Consider the following 20,139-nt stretch of genomic DNA (forward strand, 5'->3'; position numbering starts at 1 on the left):
CCCCGTCAGCCCGCGGAGGCCGACGGGCCGGCGAACCGGGCCGGTGTGTAGAGGTGTTCGCCCACCCGCTTCACCAGGCGGGCCATCTCGTAGGCGACGAGCCCGATGTCGGCGGTGACGGTGCTCAGGACGGCGAGGCACGAGCCGTCTCCCGCGGCGGCCACGAACAGGAAGCCGTCGTCCATCTCGACCATCGTCTGGCGCACTCCTCCGGTGCCGAAGTGCCGGCCGGTGCCCTTGGCGAGGCTGTTGAACCCGGAGGCGACGGCGGCGAGATGCTCGGCGTCCTCGCGTCCCAGACCGTTGGACGCGCCGACGGCCAGACCGTCGTTGGAGAGCACGACGGCGTGCCGCAGTTCGGTGACCCGCGTCACCAGGTCGTCGAGGAGCCAGTCGAGTTCACCGGAGCCGTGGGCCGTGCCCGTGGTCGGTTCCTTGATCATGTGAGGTCTCCTCCGCTGCTGTCTCTGCCTGGTGGACGTCCGCCGCCGCGGGCCCAGCCGTCCCGGAAGGACGCCATGCGCGCCCTGGCTTGTTCGGGGGTGCGCTCGCCCGGCTCCGGGACGCGCCGTGCGGGTGTGGTCTGTTCCTCCGGGCGCGTGCGCAGTTGGGGCGCGAGGCTGGCCTGGCGCACCCGGCGGGGAAGGCCGCCCGTGTCCAGGCCGCCGGTGTCCGCGCCCTCGTCCCCGTCCGTGCTCGGGGGCTTGCGCAGGCGCAGCGTTGTGACGCCCGGTGGGTGGGGCGTCTCCTCGGGCGGGGGTGCCGCCGAGGCCGCGAGAGCCGGGCGGGGAGCGGGGGCGGGGACCGGATTTCCGTTCATGGGCGCTGCTTCGGGCTCTGGCACGCGCGCGTAGCGCCGCTCTTCGTCGGACGGAGGATGGGGGGTCTCGCCGGTCTCCACGCCGTCCTTGTGCAGCAAGGAGGTGGGCAGGAGGACCACGGCGGTGGTACCCCCGTAGGGGGAGGTGCGCAGGTGCACCTGGATGTCGTGGCGGTGGGCGAGGCGGCTCACCACGAAGAGGCCGAGCCGGTCGCTGTCGAACAGGTCGAGCGCCTCGGACTGCTGGATGCGGTCGTTGGCCTCGTCGAGGGTCTCCTTGCCCATGCCGAGGCCGCGGTCCTCGATCTCGATGGCGTAACCGTTGCCGACCGGCTCTCCGCTGATGCGCACCTTGGTGTGCGGCGGCGAGAACTGGGCGGCGTTCTCGACGAGTTCGGCGAGCAGGTGGGTGAGGTCGGCGACGGCCGCGCCCGCCACGTTGGCCGCCGCGAGGTTGCGCACCTCCACGCGCGCGTAGTCCTCGATCTCGGAGATGGCGGCCCGTACGACGTTCGTCAGCGGTACGGGCATCCGCCAGGCCCGCCCGGGGGCGGCGCCGGAGAGGATGATGAGGCTCTCCGCGTGGCGCCGCATCCGGGTGGTGAGGTGGTCGAGGCGGAAGAGGTCGCCGAGTTCGCTCGGGTCGTCGGCGCGTCGCTCCATGCTGTCCAGGAGGCCGAGTTGGCGGTGGACGAGGACCTGGCTGCGGCGGGCCAGGTTGACGAAGACCCCGGAGATGCCGCTGGCGAGTTCGGCGCGCTCCACCGCGGCGTGCAGGGCCGCGCGGTGCACCGTGGTGAGCGCCTCGGAGACCTGTCCCGTCTCGTCCTCCGCGGGCGGCCCCTGGGGTGCCTCCGCACGGATGTCGATCTCTTCGCCGGCCCGCAACTTCCTCATGGCGTGCGGAAGTTTGCGCCGCGCGATCTCCAGGGCGCTGTTGCGCAGGCTGATCAGCTCGACGACGAGCCCGCGGCCGATCCGTACGGAGATCACCAGCGACGCGGCCACGGCGACGAGGCCGAACAGCACGGCCGCGCCCGCGGGGGTGAGCAGCACCCGGGTGAACGGGTCGGCCCGGTCGGCGGCGCTGCGCGCGGCGTCCGACTCGATGCCGCGCATGCCGTCCTGCACGGCCGCGTGCGCGCTGTCCCAGGTGGCCGCGGGCGCGGCGGCGAGTGCCTTGCGCCCGGGGGGTGCGATGAGCGTCCGGTCCTCGACGGCGCGTACGTCGCCGTACGCACTCCCCTCCGCGAGGTGGTTCCAGGCAGCTCGTTCGGGACCGCGCAGGTCGGTGGCGGCCGACTCGATCAACGCCCTCCGGGTGTCGACGGCACCGACGAACAGCCGTAGCCGCTCGCCGTCCAAGGACCCGGCGGGGCGCGCGGCGGTCAACAGCGCGTCCTCGCGGGCCAGCATCTCGGCCGAGCGGCCGAATTCGAGCAGCACGCGCGCGTCGGACACGCGGGCCGGGTCCTGTACGCCGGCCAGCGCGCCCTGGGCCGTGAACGCGGCGCCGATGGCCTTCGTGTACTGCCCGTACGCGGTGTCCCAGCCGGCCCGGCGCTCCAGGACCGCGGTGCGGACGGCGCGCAGTTGCTCGGCGCCGCGCACGAACGTCTCCAGACGGGCGGCCACGCCGTGCGGCAGGTCGGCGCCGTCGGCGACGGTGTTGCCGCGTCCCAGGCGCAGTGCGGCGACGGCCCGGTCGGTGGTGGCGCCGAGCCGCTTGAGTTCGTCGGCGCCGTCGGCCGCGGGCTCACCGGTGTAGCCGACCGCCGCCACGCGCTCGGCCTGCAGTGCCGCGACGGCCTGCGTCAGGGGATCGCGCACCGTGGAGTCGGCCTGTTGCGCCTGGCGCAGGCGCGCGACGTCCTGGGCCGTGGTGACGGTCGCGTAGGCCCACAGGGCGAGCAGGGAGACGACGGGCACCATCAGGAGGCAGACGATCTTCGCGCGGACCGTGCGGGGGCGCAGGCGGCTGCGTCCCGCGCGCGTGGGTGGTGCCTCGGGGGCGGGCCCGCTGTCGGTCGCGGCTTCGTCGGCGGCGGGCGGCCCCGCGTGGGCACGCCGTCCGCGCGCCATGGGTGCGGGTATGGGGGGCGGGCCTGAGCCGGGAGTGCTGCGGGGCGGGCGCATGGTCTCCTCGTTCGGGGTGTGGGCGGACGCGTCGCGGGCGGGAGGGCGGGTTCAGCCGACGGGGCTCTCCAGGGGCTGCTGTGCCGACGCGGAGGCCTCCCGCTCGTCGGCGGTCGGGGACAGCGCGACGAACGCCGAGGTCAGGAAGAGGTAGGAGCCGAGGCCCACGGCGAGGGGGAAGATGAACTGCATCGCCGAGGCCCCGGGCAGGGACGCCGTGGAGGGCGTCACGTGCACCCGCACCGCGATCATGCCGGTGTAGTGCATGCTGCTGACCGCGCCGCCCATCACCAGGGAGGCGACGGCCACCGCCGCGGGCGACTTGATGTTGAGGCCCGCCCACAGTGCGGCGGTCGCGGCGACGACGGCGATCACCACGGAGAGCGCGACCCGTACGGAGTCGTAGCCGATGCTGCCGTGCAGCCGCAGTGCCGCCATGCCGAGGTAGTGCATGCTCGCGACGCCGAGCCCGGTCGTGAGCCCGCCCAGGGCGAGGGCCCGGCCGCGGTCCCGGCTGTAGCCCACGGCGAAGACGCCGGCGCCGACGACGGCAACCGCGACGACGAGGCTCAGGATGGTCAGCGGCACGTTGTAGCGGATCTCGGTGCCGGTGACGCCGAAGCCGAGCATCGCCACGAAGTGCATCGTCCAGATGCCGGTGCCGATGGCGGAGGCCGCCGTGAGGAGCCAGTTGCGGCGGGTCCGCCCGGTGGCGTTGAGGGCGCGCACGGTGCAGCGCAGCCCGAGCGCGGCGCCGATGCAGGCCATCACGTACGACAGCACGGGGGTCAGCCAGCCGAAGGTGGCGTGGTCCAGGTGTCCCATGGCCCAGGGACGCTAGCCCCGCCGGGGGCGCACAACTGGGGCGCATTTCGAAAGCTGTTGAAAGATGACAGAGATGCGGCCTTGAACGATCGCATCAGGGTCGAACGTGTGCACCGCACGCGCTTGCGACCCTTTCGGTTCGGATGGGGACCTTTCGACTCGGGGTCCCCCGCTCGTGTCGCACTCGTTGTCGGTGGGCTGCGCAATCATGGAGCGCATGAGCGATGACCCCACACGTGTGCAGGAGTTCTTCGCGGCCCGAGCCGCCGACTGGGACTCCCGCTTCCCCGACGACGGTCCGGCGTACACGGCCGCGGTCGCCGCCCTCGGCCTGTGTCCGGGCGGCAGAGTGCTGGACGCCGGCTGCGGGACCGGTCGCGCGCTCCCGCCGCTGCGCGCGGCCGTCGGGCCTTCGGGGACGGTCCTGGGCGCCGATCTGACGCCCGCGATGCTGGAGGCGGCGGTGCGGGCGGGACGGGACGCCGAGGGGCAACTGCTGCTCACGGACGTGTCCCGACTGCCGCTGCGGACCGGCGCGTTGGACGCGGTCTTCGGCGCGGGCCTGATCTCCCACCTGCCGCACCCGGAGGAGAACCTGCGCGAACTCGCGCGCGTGGTGCGCCCCGACGGGGTCCTCGCCCTCTTCCACCCGATCGGCCGGGCGGCTCTCGCCGCGCGCCATGGCAGACAGATCACTCCCGACGACCTGCGGGCGGAGCCCCGTCTGCGTCCCCTGCTGGCCCGTTCCGGCTGGCGGCTGACGTCGTACGTCGACGAGGACGCGCGCTTCCTCGCGCTGGCGGTACGCGAGAGCTGAGCCCGGACGCGGCCGCCCGTCAGCCCCGCACTGCGGCCGCGAAGGCGTCGGGGGCGTCGAACATGACATTGTGCCCGGCGTCCGGTACCTCGACGACCCGTACCCCCGAGGCCACCAGGCCTTCCTTGCCGGGCAGTGCACCGCTGCGCTCGCCCTGGAGGTAGACCCGGTCGGTCTTCAGCCCCTCCAGCATGGTGCGCATGGTCGGCTCGGTGCCGCGCACGAGGCCGGTCGCGCTGCGGTGGAGGGCGAGCGGGTCGGCGAGGCGCATGGTGGCGGCCCACAGGGGGCCGACCCTTTCGAGCACGCGCGCGTGGCCGCCACCGTTCACGTACGCATCCTCCTCGTAGGCCATGATCCCGCTGCTGCCCGCCGTCACGGGCGGATGCGGGTCGAGGTTGCCCTCGGTGACCACGAGCCGGGACACCAGGTCGGCCCTTCGGTGCGCGAGGACGATCGCCACGGCGCCCCCCATGCTGTGCCCGACGATCTCCGCCCCGGCGACCCCGGCGGCGTCGAGCACGGCCGCCAGCGCGTCGGCGTGGTCCTCCAGGGTGTAGCCGAAATCGGCGGGCCGGTCGCTGATGCCGTGGCCGGGCAGATCCACGAACAGGGAGCGGCGTCCGGCCAGTTCGGGGCGGGCGGCGATGTGCGCGTGGTACACGGTGGAGGCCGAGCCGAGGCCATGGACGTACACCCGCGCGGCCGCCGCCCCCGCCACCTCGGTCCAGCGGACACAGCTTCCCTGCGCATCGAACGGCGCCTGCCGCATGGCGGCCTCCTTCTTCCTGGATCGCTCGTCGATCCCTCCGGTCACATCACCGTGAGAATACATCGGTGCCGTAGTACTGCGTCAACGATGTACTTCGAGGGCGGCCGAGGTGCGCCACAATGTGGGCATGCTGGAGCTCGCCATCCTCGGTTTCCTCTACGACACCCCGCTGCACGGCTATGAGCTGCGCAAACACATCACCGCGCTCACGGGCCACGTGCGGCCGGTCGCCGAGAGCACCCTGTATCCGGCGATCAAGCGCCTGGAGAAGGCGGGGCTGCTCACCCGGGAGACGCAGCCCGGCGCGGTCGCGGCGCCGCGGCACATGCTGAGCCTCACCGAGGCGGGGCGCGCGGAACTGCGCCACCGGCTGCGCGAGCCGGCCCGCACGGACATCACGGACGAGAACCGCTGGTTCACCGTGCTCGCGTTCCTGCGCCATCTCGACGACGCACGCGAGCAGGCGGGCGTACTACGCCGTCGGCTCGGCTTCCTGGAGGAGCCCGCGAGCTTCTTCTACGCGGGGGAGCGGCCGCTGCGGGCCGAGGAGTTGGACGATCCGTTCCGCCAGGGGATCCTCACCATCGCCCGCGCCACCAGTCGCACCGAGCTCGCCTGGTTGCGCGAGACGCTCAAGTCCCTTGATCCAGAAGGGAGTTGACGTCCGACATGAAGGGTCGGCCGCCGCCTTCTTCTGTCACCATGGCTGCAACTGGGGGAGGCATAAATGCAGTTCCCGGGCGGGAGTCGATCAGCAGGGGGACGGTGGGACGCATGCTCGACAGAGTCCACAAGGCGTGGAGCACCTGGCGCAAGAAGGCCACCCGGCACGAGGAGCGAACACACGGCGAGGGTGCGCAGGACGGGCACGGGGCCCGGCGGGCCGCGGGCGGACCGCGGCGTACGCCCAACCTGTTCGAGGCGGCCGCCGCCTACGTGACGGCCTGCGTCGAGGACGACCAGGAACGCGTCGACGAGGCCGCGGGCTGGGTGGAGCCCAACGCCCTGGCCTTCGGGGTCAACGAGCTGGCGTGCAGGGCGCTCATCGCGCTCGCGCGAGAACGCGACGAATCGCCGCGGGTCGTGGCGCGAAGCCTCCTCGGCCTGCCCGTCGCCTGACGTCCGTGCGCGCCGGATCGGGACACTTGAGTGCGGCAGGTACGGCGCTGCCCGTCTCGGCCACGCGGGCCGGCCGCTCGCGGAACTCGCGCACGGTGCGCGGCCGGTGGCCGGGGCCGCAGCAGTGCTGACGCAAGCGCGGTTCTGCCCGCGGCACCGCGGTGAGGGCCCGCCGCGCCGCCCGTGGCCGCCGGTCGCCTTGAAAGCGACCCGGCAAGGGAGTCACACAAAGCGCACACGCTTCATCGACATGACCTCCACCGAAGGGGCGCACGCTGCGGCGGAGCGACTGATTTTCCTGGTCATCGCCCCTGTACGACATCGTCCGCGACTGACTAAGGTCACGCCGACGGAACGTAGCTAAGGGGAGGCTGGCATGGCCGGGACGGACGACGCAGTCGCCGCCGAGGACGACGCGCTGTACGTACTGACCGCGGTGTTGTTGACGCCCGCAAAGTTCCCCAGCGTGCTCGGCGACGACTATCCGGAGGCGTGCGCCGCGCTGGGGCTCGCGCCGCTGGCGGACGGGTACGGCCTGGTGCTCGGCCAGGACGGGGACGGCGCGCGCTGGACGGTCGTCGTCGACGACGTGTCCCTGGTCGCCGTCGCCATCGCCTCCTGGGACTGCGGCATGGAGTACGAGCTCTCGCCCGACGAGAACAGCATGGTCGCGGCGTTGCCCGGCTGGCCGCTGGCGCTCGCGGTGTCGGCGCCCGGCGTCCCGGCGCCGCACGATCCGGAGCCCGGCCCCGAGGCGGGCGACCAGGAACCGCTCTCGCCGCCCGACACGCAGACGTGGGGGCCCGCGCAGCGACGCCTGGGGGCGGACGAGATCGCCCTGCAGTGGGCGACCTGGCGGGACCAGATCGACGACTCCCAGTTCGCCACGGACACGGCCGGGACGCCGTCCGAGCCTGCGGACGGAGGGCCCGAGGCCGACGCGGGTGGCCCGGACGCCGCGGACGATGCCGCACAAGCTCCACAGGGCCCCCGCACGGGTATCCGCCGCGTCCTGGCCGAGGCCCGCGCCTACGTGGACTCGCCGCCGCCGCTGGGCCGCGTGCGCTCGGCGTTCGCGTCGGGCGACGCCCGGACACTGCGGGCCGACGGGCCGGGCTGGTCGATGGTGGCGCGCACCGACGACATCGCCTTCGTACTGCTCGACGACGAGCCCGGCGAGGTGCTCCCGGTCGGCAGGGGCGCCGAGTTGCCCGGACTGCTGGAAGCGCTCGACAGGATGGCGGTCCGCCCGGCCTGAACCGCCTTTGCCACACAGGGCATGGGCGCTCCATGTGGCCCCACACCATAGGTGCGGGCGGTCCGTGCCCCGACGATGAGGCCTCTTCCCACCCTCACGAGGAGGCCTTTCCATGCGTACGCCCAGAACCGTGACCTTGCTGGCCACCGCCTTCGTGGCCCTGACCGTCTCGGGGCCGCACCTGGCGAGTGCGGCCACCGAAGACGTCGCGCGGTGCGCAGGGCAGGTCCACGCGCGCGTGCCGGGCGCGGCCTTTCAGCAGACAGCCTGTCTGGACGACCTGACGACGAAGGGCCTGGCCGGCACCGCGTACACCGACATGACCGACCAGGCGGGTCTGACGGCCAAGGCCACGCAGAACCCCTCCGGTGTCCCCGGCATCCAGATCGACGGGTACTTCCGGGACGGCTCGCACACGAACACCACGCATGGCTGGAACCACGACTCCCAGTTCGTGATCCGGATGCCCGAGCACTGGAACGGCGGCCTGGTGGTGACGGCCTCGCCGGGCAACCGCAAGCAGTACTCGACCGACACGGCCATCTCCGACCGCGCGCTCGCCCAGGGATACGCGTACGCGGCCACGGACAAGGGCAACACGGGCCCGGACTTCTATCGCGACGGCAAGCGTGCCGGTGACGCGGTCGCCGAGTGGAACGAACGCACCACGCAGCTCACGCGCGCCGCCAAGAAGGCCGTCGCCCTGCGCTACGGACACTCGCCCCGGCGCACGTACATGACCGGCATCTCCAACGCGGGCTATCTGACGCGCTGGCAGCTGGAGAACCACCCCGAGCTGTACGACGGCGGCGTCGACTGGGAAGGCGTGCTGTGGACCACGGACGGCCCGAATCTCTTCACCACGCTGCCGACAGCCGTGGCGTACGGGCAGGGGAAAGCCGATGCGGACGACATGTACGCGGCCGGTTTCGCCCGCGGCTCCGAGTTCCTGTGGCCGTATCACCAGAAGGCGTACTGGGGCCTGACGCAGAAGGTGTACCGCGCCGAGTTCGACCCGTCCTACGACCCGGACTGCCCCGGCGACTCGGCCGGTTCGACACTGGACGAGATGCTCGCGCCCTGCGCGTCGGACGGCTCGTACCGCTACGCCGACCGTCCGGAGCCGGTGCGCCGGGCCGTCTCGCGCGTGGCGCTGACCGGGCGCGTCGGCAAGCCGCTGCTGACACTCCAGGGCGACCTGGACACGCTGCTGCCGATCGCCACGGACGCCGACGTGTACGCACGGATGGCCGACGACCAGGGACGCGGGCGGCTGCACCGCACGTACCGGATCCAGGACGGCACGCACACCGACGGCCTGTACGACACCTATCCGGACCGGCTGCGGCCGATCCTGCCGTGCTACCGGGACGCCTTCGACACCCTCACCCGGTGGGTGGAGCACGGCACGAAGCCGCCCGCGGACCACACGGTGCGGCGGCCCGCGAGCGGTGACGTCGTCAACTCGTGCTCCGTCAGCGCCCCCTAGCGACCCAGCTCCTTGCGTGTCACGCGGCGCAGCCTGCGCCGCTGTGACGGATCGAGCGTCAGGTACGCCGCGGCGGGTACGCCCAGCACGATGAGCAGGGCCGCCCACCAGGGCAGCCAGATCAGCAGGATGATCCCGGCCGCCACGCCTCCCGCGGCGATCTTCGCGTTCTTCGACATGTGTGTGGCCTCCTTCGGGGCGGCCCGCCCTCGGATGGGTGGAGCGGGCCCGCCTCTGCTGTGAGAAACGGGCCCGCGGCGTCCACGGTTCCGTCGCGCGACCCTGATACGTCCCTGATCCCGCGCCCCCGGGACGTCCCCGGGGCGCGTCAGATGTCGGCCCGCAGCGGCTCCCCCACTTCATACATGTGCCGCAGTGCCTGGCGGTAGGAGTCGACGAGCCCCGTCTCCACGAAGGGGATGCCGAGGCGTCGGCAGTGGGCCTTCACCATGGGCTGGGCGAGGCGCAGGTGGGGGCGCGGCATGCTGGGGAACAGGTGGTGCTCGATCTGGTAGTTGAGGCCGCCGAGGAACCAGTCGGTCAGCGCTCCGCCCTTGATGTTGCGCGAGGTGAGGACCTGGCGCCGCAGGTGCCCCCACTTGTCGCCGTCGGGGTCGGGCATCTCCATGCCCTTGTGGTTGGGCGCGAAGGCCATGCCCAGGTGCAGCCCGAACAGCGCCTGGTGCAGCGCGGCGAAGACGAGGGCGTGGCCGAGCGGCATGAGGGACAGCAGCAGGGTCACGTAGCCGACGACGTGGGCGACGAGGAGCGCGCCCTCCACCAGGCGCTCGCGGCCGCTCTGGCGGCGCAGGTCCTGGAACCCGTACACCTTCAGGGCGAGGCCCTCCAGGAGCGTGAGCGGGAAGAACAGCCAGGCCTGGTGGCGGGTGAGCCAGCCGCGGAAGCCGGTACGGGTTGCGGCCTGTCCGCTGGTGAAGACGAGGACGTCGGCGGCGACGTCGGGGTCCTTGTCGATGTGGTTGGGGTTCGCGTGGTGGCGGTTGTGCTTCTGGTTCCACCACGCATAGCTCATGCCGAGCAGCAGGTTTCCATGGATCAGCCCGATGACTCGGCTCACAGACCGGTTGGCTGTGATCTGGGCGTGGCCGGCGTCGTGGCCGATGAAGGCGGTACGCGCGCTGAGGACGGCGAGGACGGGCGCGAGGGCGAGCACCCACCAGGTGCCGCCGATGAGCGCCATGCCGGTGACGACGGCGGCGAGCGCGAGGGCGTTGGTCACGATGGTGCGCACGTACCAGCCGGTGCGCCGGTCGAGCAGCCCCTGCCCCTTGACGTCCTTCAGCAGGGGCGTGAACTCGCTTCCCGTGTCGGTCGGTGACGGCGGTGCGGCGACGGCCAGGGACATGGCTGTTCTCCGGTCTGTGATGGGCGTGGGCGAAGCGGCGGGCTACGCGTCGGCCCGACCCGACGAACGTATGGATCAGGGCCCTTGGGCGGCCATGGCGCCACCACCCGACTGCGACAGGGGGTCACCACACGGCGAGCGGGGGGTTACCCCCACCCTTAAGGGTCAGGTGATCCACATCACGACAAAAAGGTTCCCGTCCGGCTTGCGCGGGGGTGTACTGTCGGCGCCTCCAGAGCGGGTAGTCAAATTTGAAGACTTCGAGACGGAAGAACGAGGAAGCAGCTATCTCCGAGCACACGCATCCCGTGCCCACTCCTGCCGAGACGACCGAACTCGTACGGTGTCGTGTCCTGTTCCTGCCGGCGGACCCGGCGCGCACCTCGACCGTGGCCTTCTGGCGCCCCGACGGCGACGAGCCGCCCCTGCCGCAGGCGGGCACTCCCGTCGAGGTGCCGCTGGCGCTGCCCGAAGGAGTGGTGACGGTCTCCGCGGTGGCTCTGCCGGTGCGGGCCGCGCTGCCGGTCCTCACGCGCGCGCGGGCGGCCGCCGACGCCGATCCGACGGCGGCCTTCTGGGGCGCCGCGACCCTTCTGGCGCTGCAACTCGCCGCGCAGGGGCTGTTGTTGCCGGGAGTGAGCGCGGACGACCACGACGCGTGGCGGTCGGGTCCGCTGCGCGCCGAGGACCTGGAGCGGGTGCGCGAGCTGGCGGCCGCGATGCCTCCGCAGGCGCACGCCGTCCCGCTGGACGGGCACGCGCCGCCCCGGCTGCACGCTCCGGAGCGGCTCGTGAGGTCCTTCCTGGACGCGGTGGCCGACACGCTGCCGCGCTCCCCCGCCGCGCAGGCGGCCGCCGGTTCCGCCGCGTTCGCGGCGCGTCGCCCGCAGCGGGTGCCGGAGCTGCGGCCATGGGCGGCGGACGTCGCGTCCGGGCACGACGCCGGGGTGCGGCTCTCCCTGCGGGTGGAGGTGCCCGGCCTCGCGCTGTCCGCCGGTGAGGAGACCCAGACCCGGCTGCCGTTCCGGATCGTGCTGCAGATGCACAGCGTCGCCGATCCCGCGCTGGTGGCGGACGCCGCGGAGGTGTGGGCGGGGACCAGCGCGGCCGCCAGGGCCTTCGGTGCGCGCGCCCGCATGGACGCCCTTCTGGCACTGCGGCGCGCCACGCGCGCGTGGGCGCCACTGGCCCCGCTGCTGTCGGCCGCCGTCCCGGATGCGCTGGAGCCGGCCGACGAGGAGGTCGTCGACCTGCTGGGAAGCGGGGCGCGCGCCCTGGCCGCGGCCGGTGTCGAGGTGCACTGGCCCAAGGAACTGGCCCGCAAACTCACGGCCCGCGCCGTGGTCGGCCCGCCGGACGACGAGGGCGGGGACCGGCTCGCATCGGACACCCCGTCGTTCCTGTCCGCGGACGCGCTGCTGGCGTTCGACTGGCGGTTCGCCCTCGGCGACCAGGAGTTGAGCCGCGCGGAGCTGGACGTGCTCGCCGAGGCGAACCGGCCGGTGGTGCGGCTGCGCGACCAGTGGGTGCTCATCGACCCGGACGAGGCCCGGCGGGCCCGCGCCCACCAGGACCGCAAGGTCACCCCTGTCGACGCGCTGAGCGCCGTTCTGACGGGCTCCACGGAGGTGGAGGGGCGCCGGATCGAGGTCCGCCCGACGGGCTGGCTGGCGGAGCTGCGGGACCGGCTCGCGGACCCCGAGGGGATGGACCCCGTCGGGCAGCCGGCCGCGCTCGCGGCCGAACTGCGGGACTACCAGCTGCGCGGACTGAACTGGCTGGCCCGGATGACCTCGCTCGGCCTGGGCGCCTGCCTCGCCGACGACATGGGGCTCGGCAAGACGATCACCCTGATCGCGCTGCACCTGCACCGGCAGACGGCACCCGAGACCTCCGGCGCCACCTTGGTGGTGTGCCCGACCTCGCTCATGGGCAACTGGCAGCGCGAGATCGAGAAGTTCGCCCCGGGCACCCCGGTCCGCCGCTTCCACGGCGGGCGCCGGTCCCTGGACGACCTGGCGGACGGCGAGTTCGTCCTGACCACGTACGGGACGATGCGCCTGGACGCGGCGCAACTGGCCGCCGTCCCCTGGGGCATGGTCGTCACCGACGAGGCCCAGCACGTGAAGAACCCGTTCTCCGCGACGGCGAAGGAACTGCGCACCATCGGCGCCCGCGCGCGCGTGGCGCTCACCGGCACCCCGGTGGAGAACAACCTGTCCGAGCTGTGGGCGATCCTCGACTGGACCACCCCGGGCCTCCTCGGCCGGCTCGGCACCTTCCGCACCCGCTACGCCCGGGCCGTCGAGGGCGGCAAGGACCCGGCCGCCGCCGAGCGGCTGGCCAAGCTGGTGCGGCCCTTCCTGCTGCGCCGCCGCAAGTCGGACCCCGGTATCGCGCCCGAGCTGCCGCCCAAGACCGAGACCGACCGCGCCGTGTCGCTGACCACGGAGCAGGCGGGCCTGTACGAGGCCGTGGTGCGCGAGACGCTGGCGGAGATCGCCGGCGCCGAGGGGATCGAGCGGCGCGGTCTGATCGTGAAGCTCCTGACGGCGCTCAAGCAGATCTGCAACCACCCGGCGCAGTACCTGAAGGAGAGCAGGCCGCGCGTCGCGGGCCGTTCCGGAAAGCTGGAGCTCCTGGACGAGCTCGTGGACACGATCCTGGCCGAGGACGCGAGCGTGCTGGTCTTCACGCAGTACGTCCAGATGGCCCGCCTCCTGGAGAAGCACCTGGAGGGCAGGGGCGTGGCGACCCAGTTCCTGCACGGCGGCGTCCCGGTCGCGGAGCGCGAGGCCATGGTGGGGCGTTTCCAGGACGGGGAGGTTCCTGTCTTCCTGCTCTCCTTGAAGGCGGCCGGTACGGGGCTCAATCTCACGCGCGCGGAGCACGTCGTGCACTACGACCGCTGGTGGAACCCGGCCGTGGAGGCGCAGGCCACCGACCGCGCGTACCGGATCGGGCAGACCCGGCCCGTGCAGGTGCACCGGCTGATCGCGGAGGGCACGATCGAGGACCGCATCGCCGAGATGCTCGTGCGCAAGCAGGATCTGGCGGATGCCGTCCTGGGGGCCGGTGAGGCGGCCCTGACCGAACTCACCGATGCCGAACTGGCCGATCTGGTCGAGCTGCGAGGGGGCGCCCGATGAGTGATCTGTACGACGAGCATCAGGAGTTCGAGGATGGTGCGGCCGGCGCCGACGACGCGCAGGAGCGCACCTTCGCCGCGCTGCCGTCCATCCAGGGCAAGGGCTTTGCCGCCACCTGGTGGGGTCAGGCGTGGCTGAAGGCCCTGGAGGACACGGCGCTCGACCTTCAGCAGCTCAAGGCGGGCCGGAGGCTGGCGCGGGCCGGGGCGGTCGGCGCGGTGACGGTGCGGCCCGGGCGCATCACCGCGCTCGTGGCGGACCGGCGCGGCGTCCAGCACCGCTCCGACGTGCTGCTGCAGCAGCTCGGCGGCGACGACTGGGACCGCTTCCTGGACATGGCCGTCGAGCGGTCGGCGCACATCGCTGCGCTCCTCGACCGTGAGATGCCGCCGCATCTGGTGGAGGACGCGGCGGCGGCCGGTGTCGAGCTGCTGCCGGGGATCGGCGACCTGGAGCCGCGGTGCGACTGCGACGCGTGGGACCACTGCGCGCACACGGCCGCCCTGAGCTACCAGGTGGCGCGGCTGCTCGACCAGGACCCGTTCGTGCTGCTCCTGCTGCGCGGCCGCGGCGAGCAGGCCCTGCTGGACGAGCTCCAGGTGCGGAGCGCCGCGGCGGCGGAACCCGTGGCGCCCGCGGCGGAGCCGGAGGGCGTGGACGCCGCGGAGGCCTACGCGTCCGCGGTCGTGCTGCCGCCGCTGCCCGAGCCGCCGCCCCTGCCGGCCGAGCCCGGCCTGCCGCCCGCCCTGGACACGGAGACACCGCCGCCGGCGGACACGGACGTCGCCGCGCTGGAGTTCCTGGCTGCGCGGGCCGCCGCCGAGGCGCACCGGCTGCTGGCCGAGGCGCTGGGCCCGGGGCACGAACAGCGCGCCGCGGAGCCGGGGTTGACCGTGGCGCAGGATGCCGCGCGGCTGGCGGCGGCGGGTCCCGGGCCGCACGTCGCGGCCCGCCTCGCCCACGCCTCGGGCCGGGACCGCGAGGGGCTCGCGTCGGCCGCCCGTGCCTGGGAGCACGGGGGCGTCGCAGCGCTGGCCGCCCTGGAGGACGACTGGACGCCCGACGCGAAGAGCGCCGCACGCGCGCGTGCGGCGCTCGAAGCGGCCTGGGAGGAGGACGAGCGGCCCGCCCTCAAGGGCTCGCGCGGCCGCTGGACGGTCTCCGGCGGCGACGCCCAGCTGCGCCTGGGCCGGGACGGGCGCTGGTGGCCGTACCGCAAGGAACGCGGCCGCTGGACGCCTGCGGGTCCCTCGGCGTCCGATCCGGCGTCCGCGCTGGTCACGGCCCTCGGCGCCGGCGACTCCCGGAAGGGTTCGGGAACCGGCATGGAGTAGTCCGACGGGACGAACGGCACGCGGCGGGTGATCGTGGGTGGACCTCCTTCCTCCGAGGGAGGCCACCGATCAGCCGGGGGGCTACCAGAAGGCGCAGGCTCATGGCGACTTTGTGCAGACCCGCTGTCTCCGTACCGGAACATGTGATCACCATGGAGGAGACACTCGCTCTGGCACGCTCCCACCACGCCGACCACCCTCAACTGCCGCTCGCGCTGCGCCTGATCGAGAACACCGGCGTACGCACCCGGCACATCGTGCAGCCGATCGAGGAGACGCTGAAGCATCCCGGCTTCAAGGAGCGCAACGCCCTCTACGAGGCCGAGGCGAAAGCCCGGGTGCCGGCCGTGGTGCGGCGCGCGCTCGACGACGCGCAGCTGCTCACCACCGACATCGACGTGATCATCTACGTGTCGTGCACGGGCTTCATGATGCCGTCGCTGACCGCGTGGCTGATCAACGAGATGGACTTCTCCAGCGACACCCGCCAGATACCGATAGCCCAGCTGGGCTGTGCGGCGGGCGGTGCGGCGGTGAACCGGGCGCACGACTTCTGCACGGCCTATCCGGACGCGAACGCGCTGATCGTGGCCTGCGAGTTCTGCTCGCTGTGCTACCAGCCCACGGACCTGGGCGTGGGCTCCCTGTTGTCGAACGGGCTCTTCGGCGACGGAGTGGCGGCCGCCGTGGTGCGCGGCCGCGGCGGGACCGGCATCTCCCTGGAGCGCAACGGCTCGTACCTGATCCCGAAGACCGAGGACTGGATCGCGTACGACGTCCGCGCCACCGGCTTCCACTTCATGCTCGACAAGCGGGTGCCGACGACGATGGAGCCGCTGGCCCCGGCGCTCAAGCAGTTGGCGGGCGAGCACGGCTGGGACGCCTCCGACCTGGACTTCTACATCATCCACGCGGGCGGCCCGCGCATCCTCGACGACTTGAGCAAGTTCCTCCAAGTGCCGCCGGACGCCTTCCGGTTCAGCCGGGCCACGCTCACCGAGTACGGCAACATCGCCAGCGCCGTGGTCCTGGACGCGCTGCGCCGGCTCTTCGACGAGGGCGGCGCCCACGACACCGCGCGCGGCATGCTCGCCGGGTTCGGGCCCGGGATCACCGCGGAGATGTCCCTGGGCCGCTGGAACCGTCAGGACGGCCGCTCCGCGCCCGCGGAGGCCGCCGTATGACCGAGGACACCACCCTGCGGCCGCCGGTCCGCCAGTGGCCCGCTCTGGACCTGCACGGCGTCGACTTCGACCCGGTTCTCACCCGGCTGATGCGGGAGGGCCCGGTGACACGGATCCAGCTGCCCAACGGCGAGGGCTGGGCGTGGCTGGTGACGCGCTACGAGGACGTGCGGACCGTCACGAACGACTCGCGCTTCAGCCGCGAGGCCGTCGTGGGGCGTCAAGTGACGCGCCTGGCACCGCACTTCATCCCGCAGGCGGGCGCCGTGGGGTTCGCGGACCCGCCCGACCACACACGGCTGCGGCGCTCGGTCGCGGCGGCGTTCACCGCGCGCGGCGTCGAGCGGCTGCGCACGCGCGCGCAGGAGCTGCTCGACGAGCTGGTGACGGGCATGCTCCGTGACGGGCCGCCGGCCGACCTCACCGAGCGGCTGCTGGTCCCGTTCCCGATCGCCGTGATCTGTGAGCTGATGGGCGTGCCCGGCGAGGACCGGCACCTGATGCACACCTGGACGCAGCTGATCCTGTCGTCGGCGCACGGGGCCGAGGTCAGTGAGCGCGCCAAGAACGAGATGTCGGCCTACTTCGCCCGGCTGATCCGCTCGCACGACGACGGCACGGGCGAGGACGTCGCCTCCTTGCTGGGCACGGCGGTCGGCGCGGGCGATCTGACGGAGGACGAGGCGGTCGGCCTCGCGGTCCTGGTGCAGATCGGCGGCGAGGCCGTCACGAACAACAGCGGCAACATGGCCTACATCCTCCTCACCCGCCCCGATCTCGCCGAACGGCTGCGCGCCGAGCCCGCGCTGCGTCCGCAGGCCATCGACGAGCTGCTGCGCTACATCCCGCACCGCAGCGCGGTCGGTCTGTCGCGCATCGCCCTGGAGGACGTCGACGTCGCGGGGGTGCGGATCTGCGAAGGGGATCCGATCTACGTCTCGTACCTGGCGGCCAATCGCGATCCGGACGTCTTCCCCGACCCCGATCGCATCGACTTCGACCGTGCGCCGAATCCGCACGTCTCGTTCGGTTTCGGCCCGCACTACTGCGTGGGCGGCATGCTGGCGAGGCTGGAGTCGGAGCTTCTGGTGGGCGCCCTGCTGGACCGCTTCCGCGAGCTGCGCCTCGCGGTGCCCGCGGAGCGGGTCCCCTTCCGCAAGGGGGCCCTGATCCGCGGGCCCGAGGCGGTTCCGGTGACCTGGTCGGCGGACGGATGACGGCGCTGACACCGCCGGAGGGACTGCTGGTGCCGCCGGGACACGGTCGTACCGTGCACACGGCGGCCCAGCAGGTCACCTTCAAGGTCACCGGAAACCATTCGCGCAGCGCCTCCAGCTTCGAGGTCGTGGTCCCTCCCGGCTTCGACGTGGGCGCCCATGTCCACACCCGCAGCGAGGAGTTGTTCTACGTCCTCGAAGGCGAGCTGGACGTCCTCGCCTTCGAGCCGCGGGTGCGCACCCCGGACAGCTGGCAGCGCTGGCAGTCCCCTTCGGGGAACAAGGTGGTGCGGGCGACCCCCGGCACGGTCATCGTGGTGCCGCCGGGCTGCCCGCACGCGTTCGCCAACCCGACGGACACGCCCGCGAAGATGTTCTTCCAGGCCTCTCCCCCGCCCGACCACGAGCACTACTTCGAGGAACTCCTGGAGATCCTCTCCGCGGACGGGCCGCCGGATCACGCGGCGATCGCCGATCTCCGCTCCCGGTACGACATCGAGCAGTTGACGCCGCTGCGGCACGGCACCGTGAAGACCGGCTAGCGGATCGGCATCCCCGAGAGGGTGCGGGCGATGACCAGGCGCTGGATCTCGCTCGTACCCTCGAAGATCGTGTAGATCGCCGCGTCGCGGTGCATGCGCTCCACGGGGTACTCGCGCGTGAAGCCGTTGCCGCCGAGAATCTGGATCGCCTGGGCGGTGACCTTCTTGGCGGTCTCGCTCGCGAACAGCTTGGACATGGAGCCCTCGGCGTTCTCGAACTTCTTGCCGGTGGTCGCCATCCAGGAGGCGCGCCACACCAGAAGGCGGGCGGCGTCGATCTGCGTACGCATGTCCGCGAGCTGGAAGGCCACGCCCTGGTTGTCGATGATCGGGCGGCCGAACTGCTCACGCGTCTTGGCGTACTCCAGGGCCTCTTCGTACGCGGCGCGGGCCGTGCCCACCGCCATCGCGCCGACGGCCGGACGGGACGCCTCGAAGGTCGCCATGGCGGCGTTCTTCACGCGCTCGCCGCCCTTGGCGGCCTTCTCCCGCGCGCGGGCCAGGCGCTCGTCGAGCTTGTCCTTGCCGCCGAGCAGGCAGGAGCCGGGGACGCGCACGTTCTCCAGGACGACCTCGGCGGTGTGCGAGGCGCGGATGCCGTGCTTCTTGAACTTCTGGCCCTGGGACAGGCCCGGGGTGTTCGGCGGCACGATGAAGGAGGCGTGCCCCTTGGAGCCGAGCGCGGGGTCGATGGAGGCCACGACCACGTGGACGTTGGCGATGCCGCCGTTCGTCGCCCACGTCTTGGTGCCGTTCAGGACCCACTCGTCCTTGGCCTCGTCGTAGACGGCACGCGTACGCATGGAAGCGACGTCCGAGCCGGCGTCCGGCTCCGAGGAACAAAAAGCGGCCACCTTCACGTCGTTCACGTCGCCGTACATCTGCGGGATCCAGGTGCCGATCTGCTCCTCGGTGCCGTTGGCGAGGACGCCGACCGCCGCGAGACCGGTGCCGACGATCGACAGGGCGATGCCCGCGTCGCCCCAGAACAGCTCCTCCATGGCCATCGGGATGCCCAGACCGCTCGGGTCGAAGAACTGCTGCGCATAGAAGTCGAGAGAGTAGATTCCGATCTTGGCCGCTTCCTGGATGACCGGCCAGGGAGTCTCCTCGCGCTCGTCCCACTCGGCGGCCGCGGGGCGGATCACATCGGCGGCGAAGCCGTGCAGCCAGTCACGGACTTCCTTCTGCTCGTCGTTGAGATCCATTGTGAACTCGGCCATGACCCCTCCAGGGCTGCGTACACTGCATATGTTACTTGCGGTAACGAGAGTCTGTTACTCGCCAGTAGCCCATGTCAACCTCCGAGTGCGCGTTCGATCCCGCACGGGCCGTGAGTGTTACCTTTCGCGTGCGTCAAGCAATCGCACGGGCGGGGAGATCGTCATGGAGACCACACAGCGGACCGATCAGCGCGCGGAACAGCAGTCCGCCGCCGAGCGCCGGCGGCGTGAGCTGCTGGAGGCCGCGGACCGCGTGGTGCTCAGGGACGGACCCGGCGCGTCGATGAACGCGATCGCCGCCGAGGCCGGGATCACCAAGCCGATCCTGTACCGGCACTTCGGCGACAAGGGCGGCCTGTACGCGGCCCTGGCCAAGCGGCACACGGACGCCCTTCTGGCCTCCCTGCGCGCGGCCCTGGACGCCCCGGCGGAGCGCCGCGAGCGCGTCGAGGCGACCCTCGACACCTACCTCGCGGCGATCGAGGCCAGGCCCCAGGTCTACCGGTTCCTGATGCATCCGGCGGAGGGCGCCCCCGTCGAGGCGGGTTTCGACGTCGGCCGCCACTCCGCGCCGCTGCTGCGCCGCATGGGCGAGGAACTGGCCGAGGTCATCGAGGAGCGCGTCGATCTCGGCCCCGGCAGCGCGCAGCTCGCGCGCGTGTGGGGGCACGGGATCGTCGGCATGATGCACGCCGCCGGCGACTGGTGGCTCGGTGAACGGCCGTGCACCCGGGCCGAGTTGGTGCGCGGGCTCGCCGACCTGCTGTGGGGGCGGCTCGCCGCGGCGGGCGACAAGGTGGGCGGTCCCGGGTTCTGACCGGTTCCGCCCCCGGCCCCGTCACGTGCGCGCACGTCGTGGGGGGTCGCGTCCACGCGGCGGAGCCGCAC

General features: G+C 72.6%; 18 protein-coding genes. 11 read left to right on the forward strand and 7 right to left on the reverse strand.

Translation table 11 applies throughout. The annotated features are described in order from the left end of the window. Window positions 1–5: 5 nt before the first annotated feature. From J3486_RS13875 to J3486_RS13885, 3 genes are read right to left on the reverse strand one after another with little or no spacing between them, the layout of a single operon-like run. Complete coding sequence (locus tag J3486_RS13875; protein ID WP_207820581.1) at window positions 6–443, reverse strand: roadblock/LC7 domain-containing protein; 438 nt, start codon at window positions 441–443, stop codon at window positions 6–8. Beyond that, window positions 440–2,956, reverse strand: coding sequence for a nitrate- and nitrite sensing domain-containing protein (locus J3486_RS13880; RefSeq protein WP_207820582.1), 2,517 nt, complete (start codon window positions 2,954–2,956; stop codon window positions 440–442). The genes J3486_RS13875 and J3486_RS13880 overlap by 4 nt, the downstream gene beginning before the upstream one ends. Before the next feature lie 51 nt (window positions 2,957–3,007). Further along, window positions 3,008–3,781, reverse strand: a complete 774-nt coding sequence (locus J3486_RS13885) for an MHYT domain-containing protein (RefSeq protein ID WP_207820583.1) — start codon at window positions 3,779–3,781, stop codon at window positions 3,008–3,010. 217 nt (window positions 3,782–3,998) lie between these two features. Between J3486_RS13885 and J3486_RS13890 the strand changes: the two genes are divergently transcribed. Next, window positions 3,999–4,598, forward strand: a complete 600-nt coding sequence (locus tag J3486_RS13890; protein WP_207820584.1) for a class I SAM-dependent methyltransferase — start codon at window positions 3,999–4,001, stop codon at window positions 4,596–4,598. Between the two features lie 19 nt (window positions 4,599–4,617). Here the strand turns inward: J3486_RS13890 and J3486_RS13895 are convergent, their stop codons facing one another. Then, window positions 4,618–5,370, reverse strand: a complete 753-nt coding sequence (locus tag J3486_RS13895; RefSeq protein WP_207820585.1) for an alpha/beta fold hydrolase — start codon at window positions 5,368–5,370, stop codon at window positions 4,618–4,620. 127 nt (window positions 5,371–5,497) lie between these two features. Here J3486_RS13895 and J3486_RS13900 point away from each other — a divergent pair, with 127 nt between their 5' ends. From J3486_RS13900 to J3486_RS13915, 4 genes are all read left to right on the forward strand, one after another. Beyond that, the gene (locus J3486_RS13900; protein ID WP_207820586.1) at window positions 5,498–6,031 is read left to right on the forward strand and encodes a PadR family transcriptional regulator; all 534 of its coding nucleotides are present in this window, start codon (window positions 5,498–5,500) and stop codon (window positions 6,029–6,031) included. Between the two features lie 113 nt (window positions 6,032–6,144). Continuing rightward, complete coding sequence (locus J3486_RS13905) at window positions 6,145–6,489, forward strand: hypothetical protein (protein ID WP_207820587.1); 345 nt, start codon at window positions 6,145–6,147, stop codon at window positions 6,487–6,489. Window positions 6,490–6,865: 376 nt separating this feature from the next. Next, complete coding sequence (locus J3486_RS13910; protein WP_207820588.1) at window positions 6,866–7,747, forward strand: hypothetical protein; 882 nt, start codon at window positions 6,866–6,868, stop codon at window positions 7,745–7,747. Window positions 7,748–7,859: 112 nt separating this feature from the next. Then, window positions 7,860–9,236, forward strand: a complete 1,377-nt coding sequence (locus J3486_RS13915; protein WP_207820589.1) for a tannase/feruloyl esterase family alpha/beta hydrolase — start codon at window positions 7,860–7,862, stop codon at window positions 9,234–9,236. Here the strand turns inward: J3486_RS13915 and J3486_RS13920 are convergent. Then, window positions 9,233–9,415, reverse strand: a complete 183-nt coding sequence (locus tag J3486_RS13920; RefSeq protein ID WP_207820590.1) for a hypothetical protein — start codon at window positions 9,413–9,415, stop codon at window positions 9,233–9,235. The two genes, J3486_RS13915 and J3486_RS13920, sit on opposite strands and share 4 nt — an antisense overlap. Before the next feature lie 149 nt (window positions 9,416–9,564). After that, window positions 9,565–10,602, reverse strand: a complete 1,038-nt coding sequence (locus tag J3486_RS13925) for an acyl-CoA desaturase (RefSeq protein ID WP_207820591.1) — start codon at window positions 10,600–10,602, stop codon at window positions 9,565–9,567. A gap of 308 nt (window positions 10,603–10,910) precedes the next feature. On the opposite strand from J3486_RS13925, the gene J3486_RS13930 reads away from it, so the two are divergent. The 5 genes from J3486_RS13930 (at window position 10,911) to J3486_RS13950 (ending at window position 18,028) form a co-directional block, all read left to right on the forward strand. Next, the gene (locus J3486_RS13930) at window positions 10,911–13,751 is read left to right on the forward strand and encodes a DEAD/DEAH box helicase (protein WP_307804805.1); all 2,841 of its coding nucleotides are present in this window, start codon (window positions 10,911–10,913) and stop codon (window positions 13,749–13,751) included. Then, a complete protein-coding gene (locus tag J3486_RS13935; protein WP_207820592.1) occupies window positions 13,748–15,085 on the forward strand; it encodes an SWF or SNF family helicase in 1,338 nt (445 codons plus the stop codon). The genes J3486_RS13930 and J3486_RS13935 overlap by 4 nt, the downstream gene beginning before the upstream one ends. A 101-nt stretch (window positions 15,086–15,186) precedes the next feature. Then, window positions 15,187–16,269 (forward strand): type III polyketide synthase, encoded by a 1,083-nt coding sequence (locus tag J3486_RS13940; RefSeq protein ID WP_207820593.1) that lies wholly within the window; start codon window positions 15,187–15,189, stop codon window positions 16,267–16,269. Further along, window positions 16,266–17,486 (forward strand): cytochrome P450, encoded by a 1,221-nt coding sequence (locus J3486_RS13945; protein WP_207820594.1) that lies wholly within the window; start codon window positions 16,266–16,268, stop codon window positions 17,484–17,486. Before J3486_RS13940 ends, J3486_RS13945 begins: the two co-directional genes overlap by 4 nt. Next, window positions 17,483–18,028 (forward strand): cupin domain-containing protein, encoded by a 546-nt coding sequence (locus J3486_RS13950; RefSeq protein WP_207820595.1) that lies wholly within the window; start codon window positions 17,483–17,485, stop codon window positions 18,026–18,028. The genes J3486_RS13945 and J3486_RS13950 overlap by 4 nt, the downstream gene beginning before the upstream one ends. Here the strand turns inward: J3486_RS13950 and J3486_RS13955 are convergent. Next, window positions 18,025–19,251 (reverse strand): acyl-CoA dehydrogenase family protein, encoded by a 1,227-nt coding sequence (locus J3486_RS13955; protein ID WP_018534164.1) that lies wholly within the window; start codon window positions 19,249–19,251, stop codon window positions 18,025–18,027. The genes J3486_RS13950 and J3486_RS13955 overlap by 4 nt on opposite strands. A 163-nt stretch (window positions 19,252–19,414) precedes the next feature. On the opposite strand from J3486_RS13955, the gene J3486_RS13960 reads away from it, so the two are divergent. Then, window positions 19,415–20,068, forward strand: a complete 654-nt coding sequence (locus tag J3486_RS13960) for a TetR family transcriptional regulator (protein WP_207820596.1) — start codon at window positions 19,415–19,417, stop codon at window positions 20,066–20,068. The last annotated feature ends 71 nt before the right edge of the window (window positions 20,069–20,139 follow it).

The sequence above is a fragment of the Streptomyces sp. VRA16 Mangrove soil genome, assembly GCF_017377775.1.
Lineage (GTDB): Bacteria > Actinomycetota > Actinomycetes > Streptomycetales > Streptomycetaceae > Streptomyces.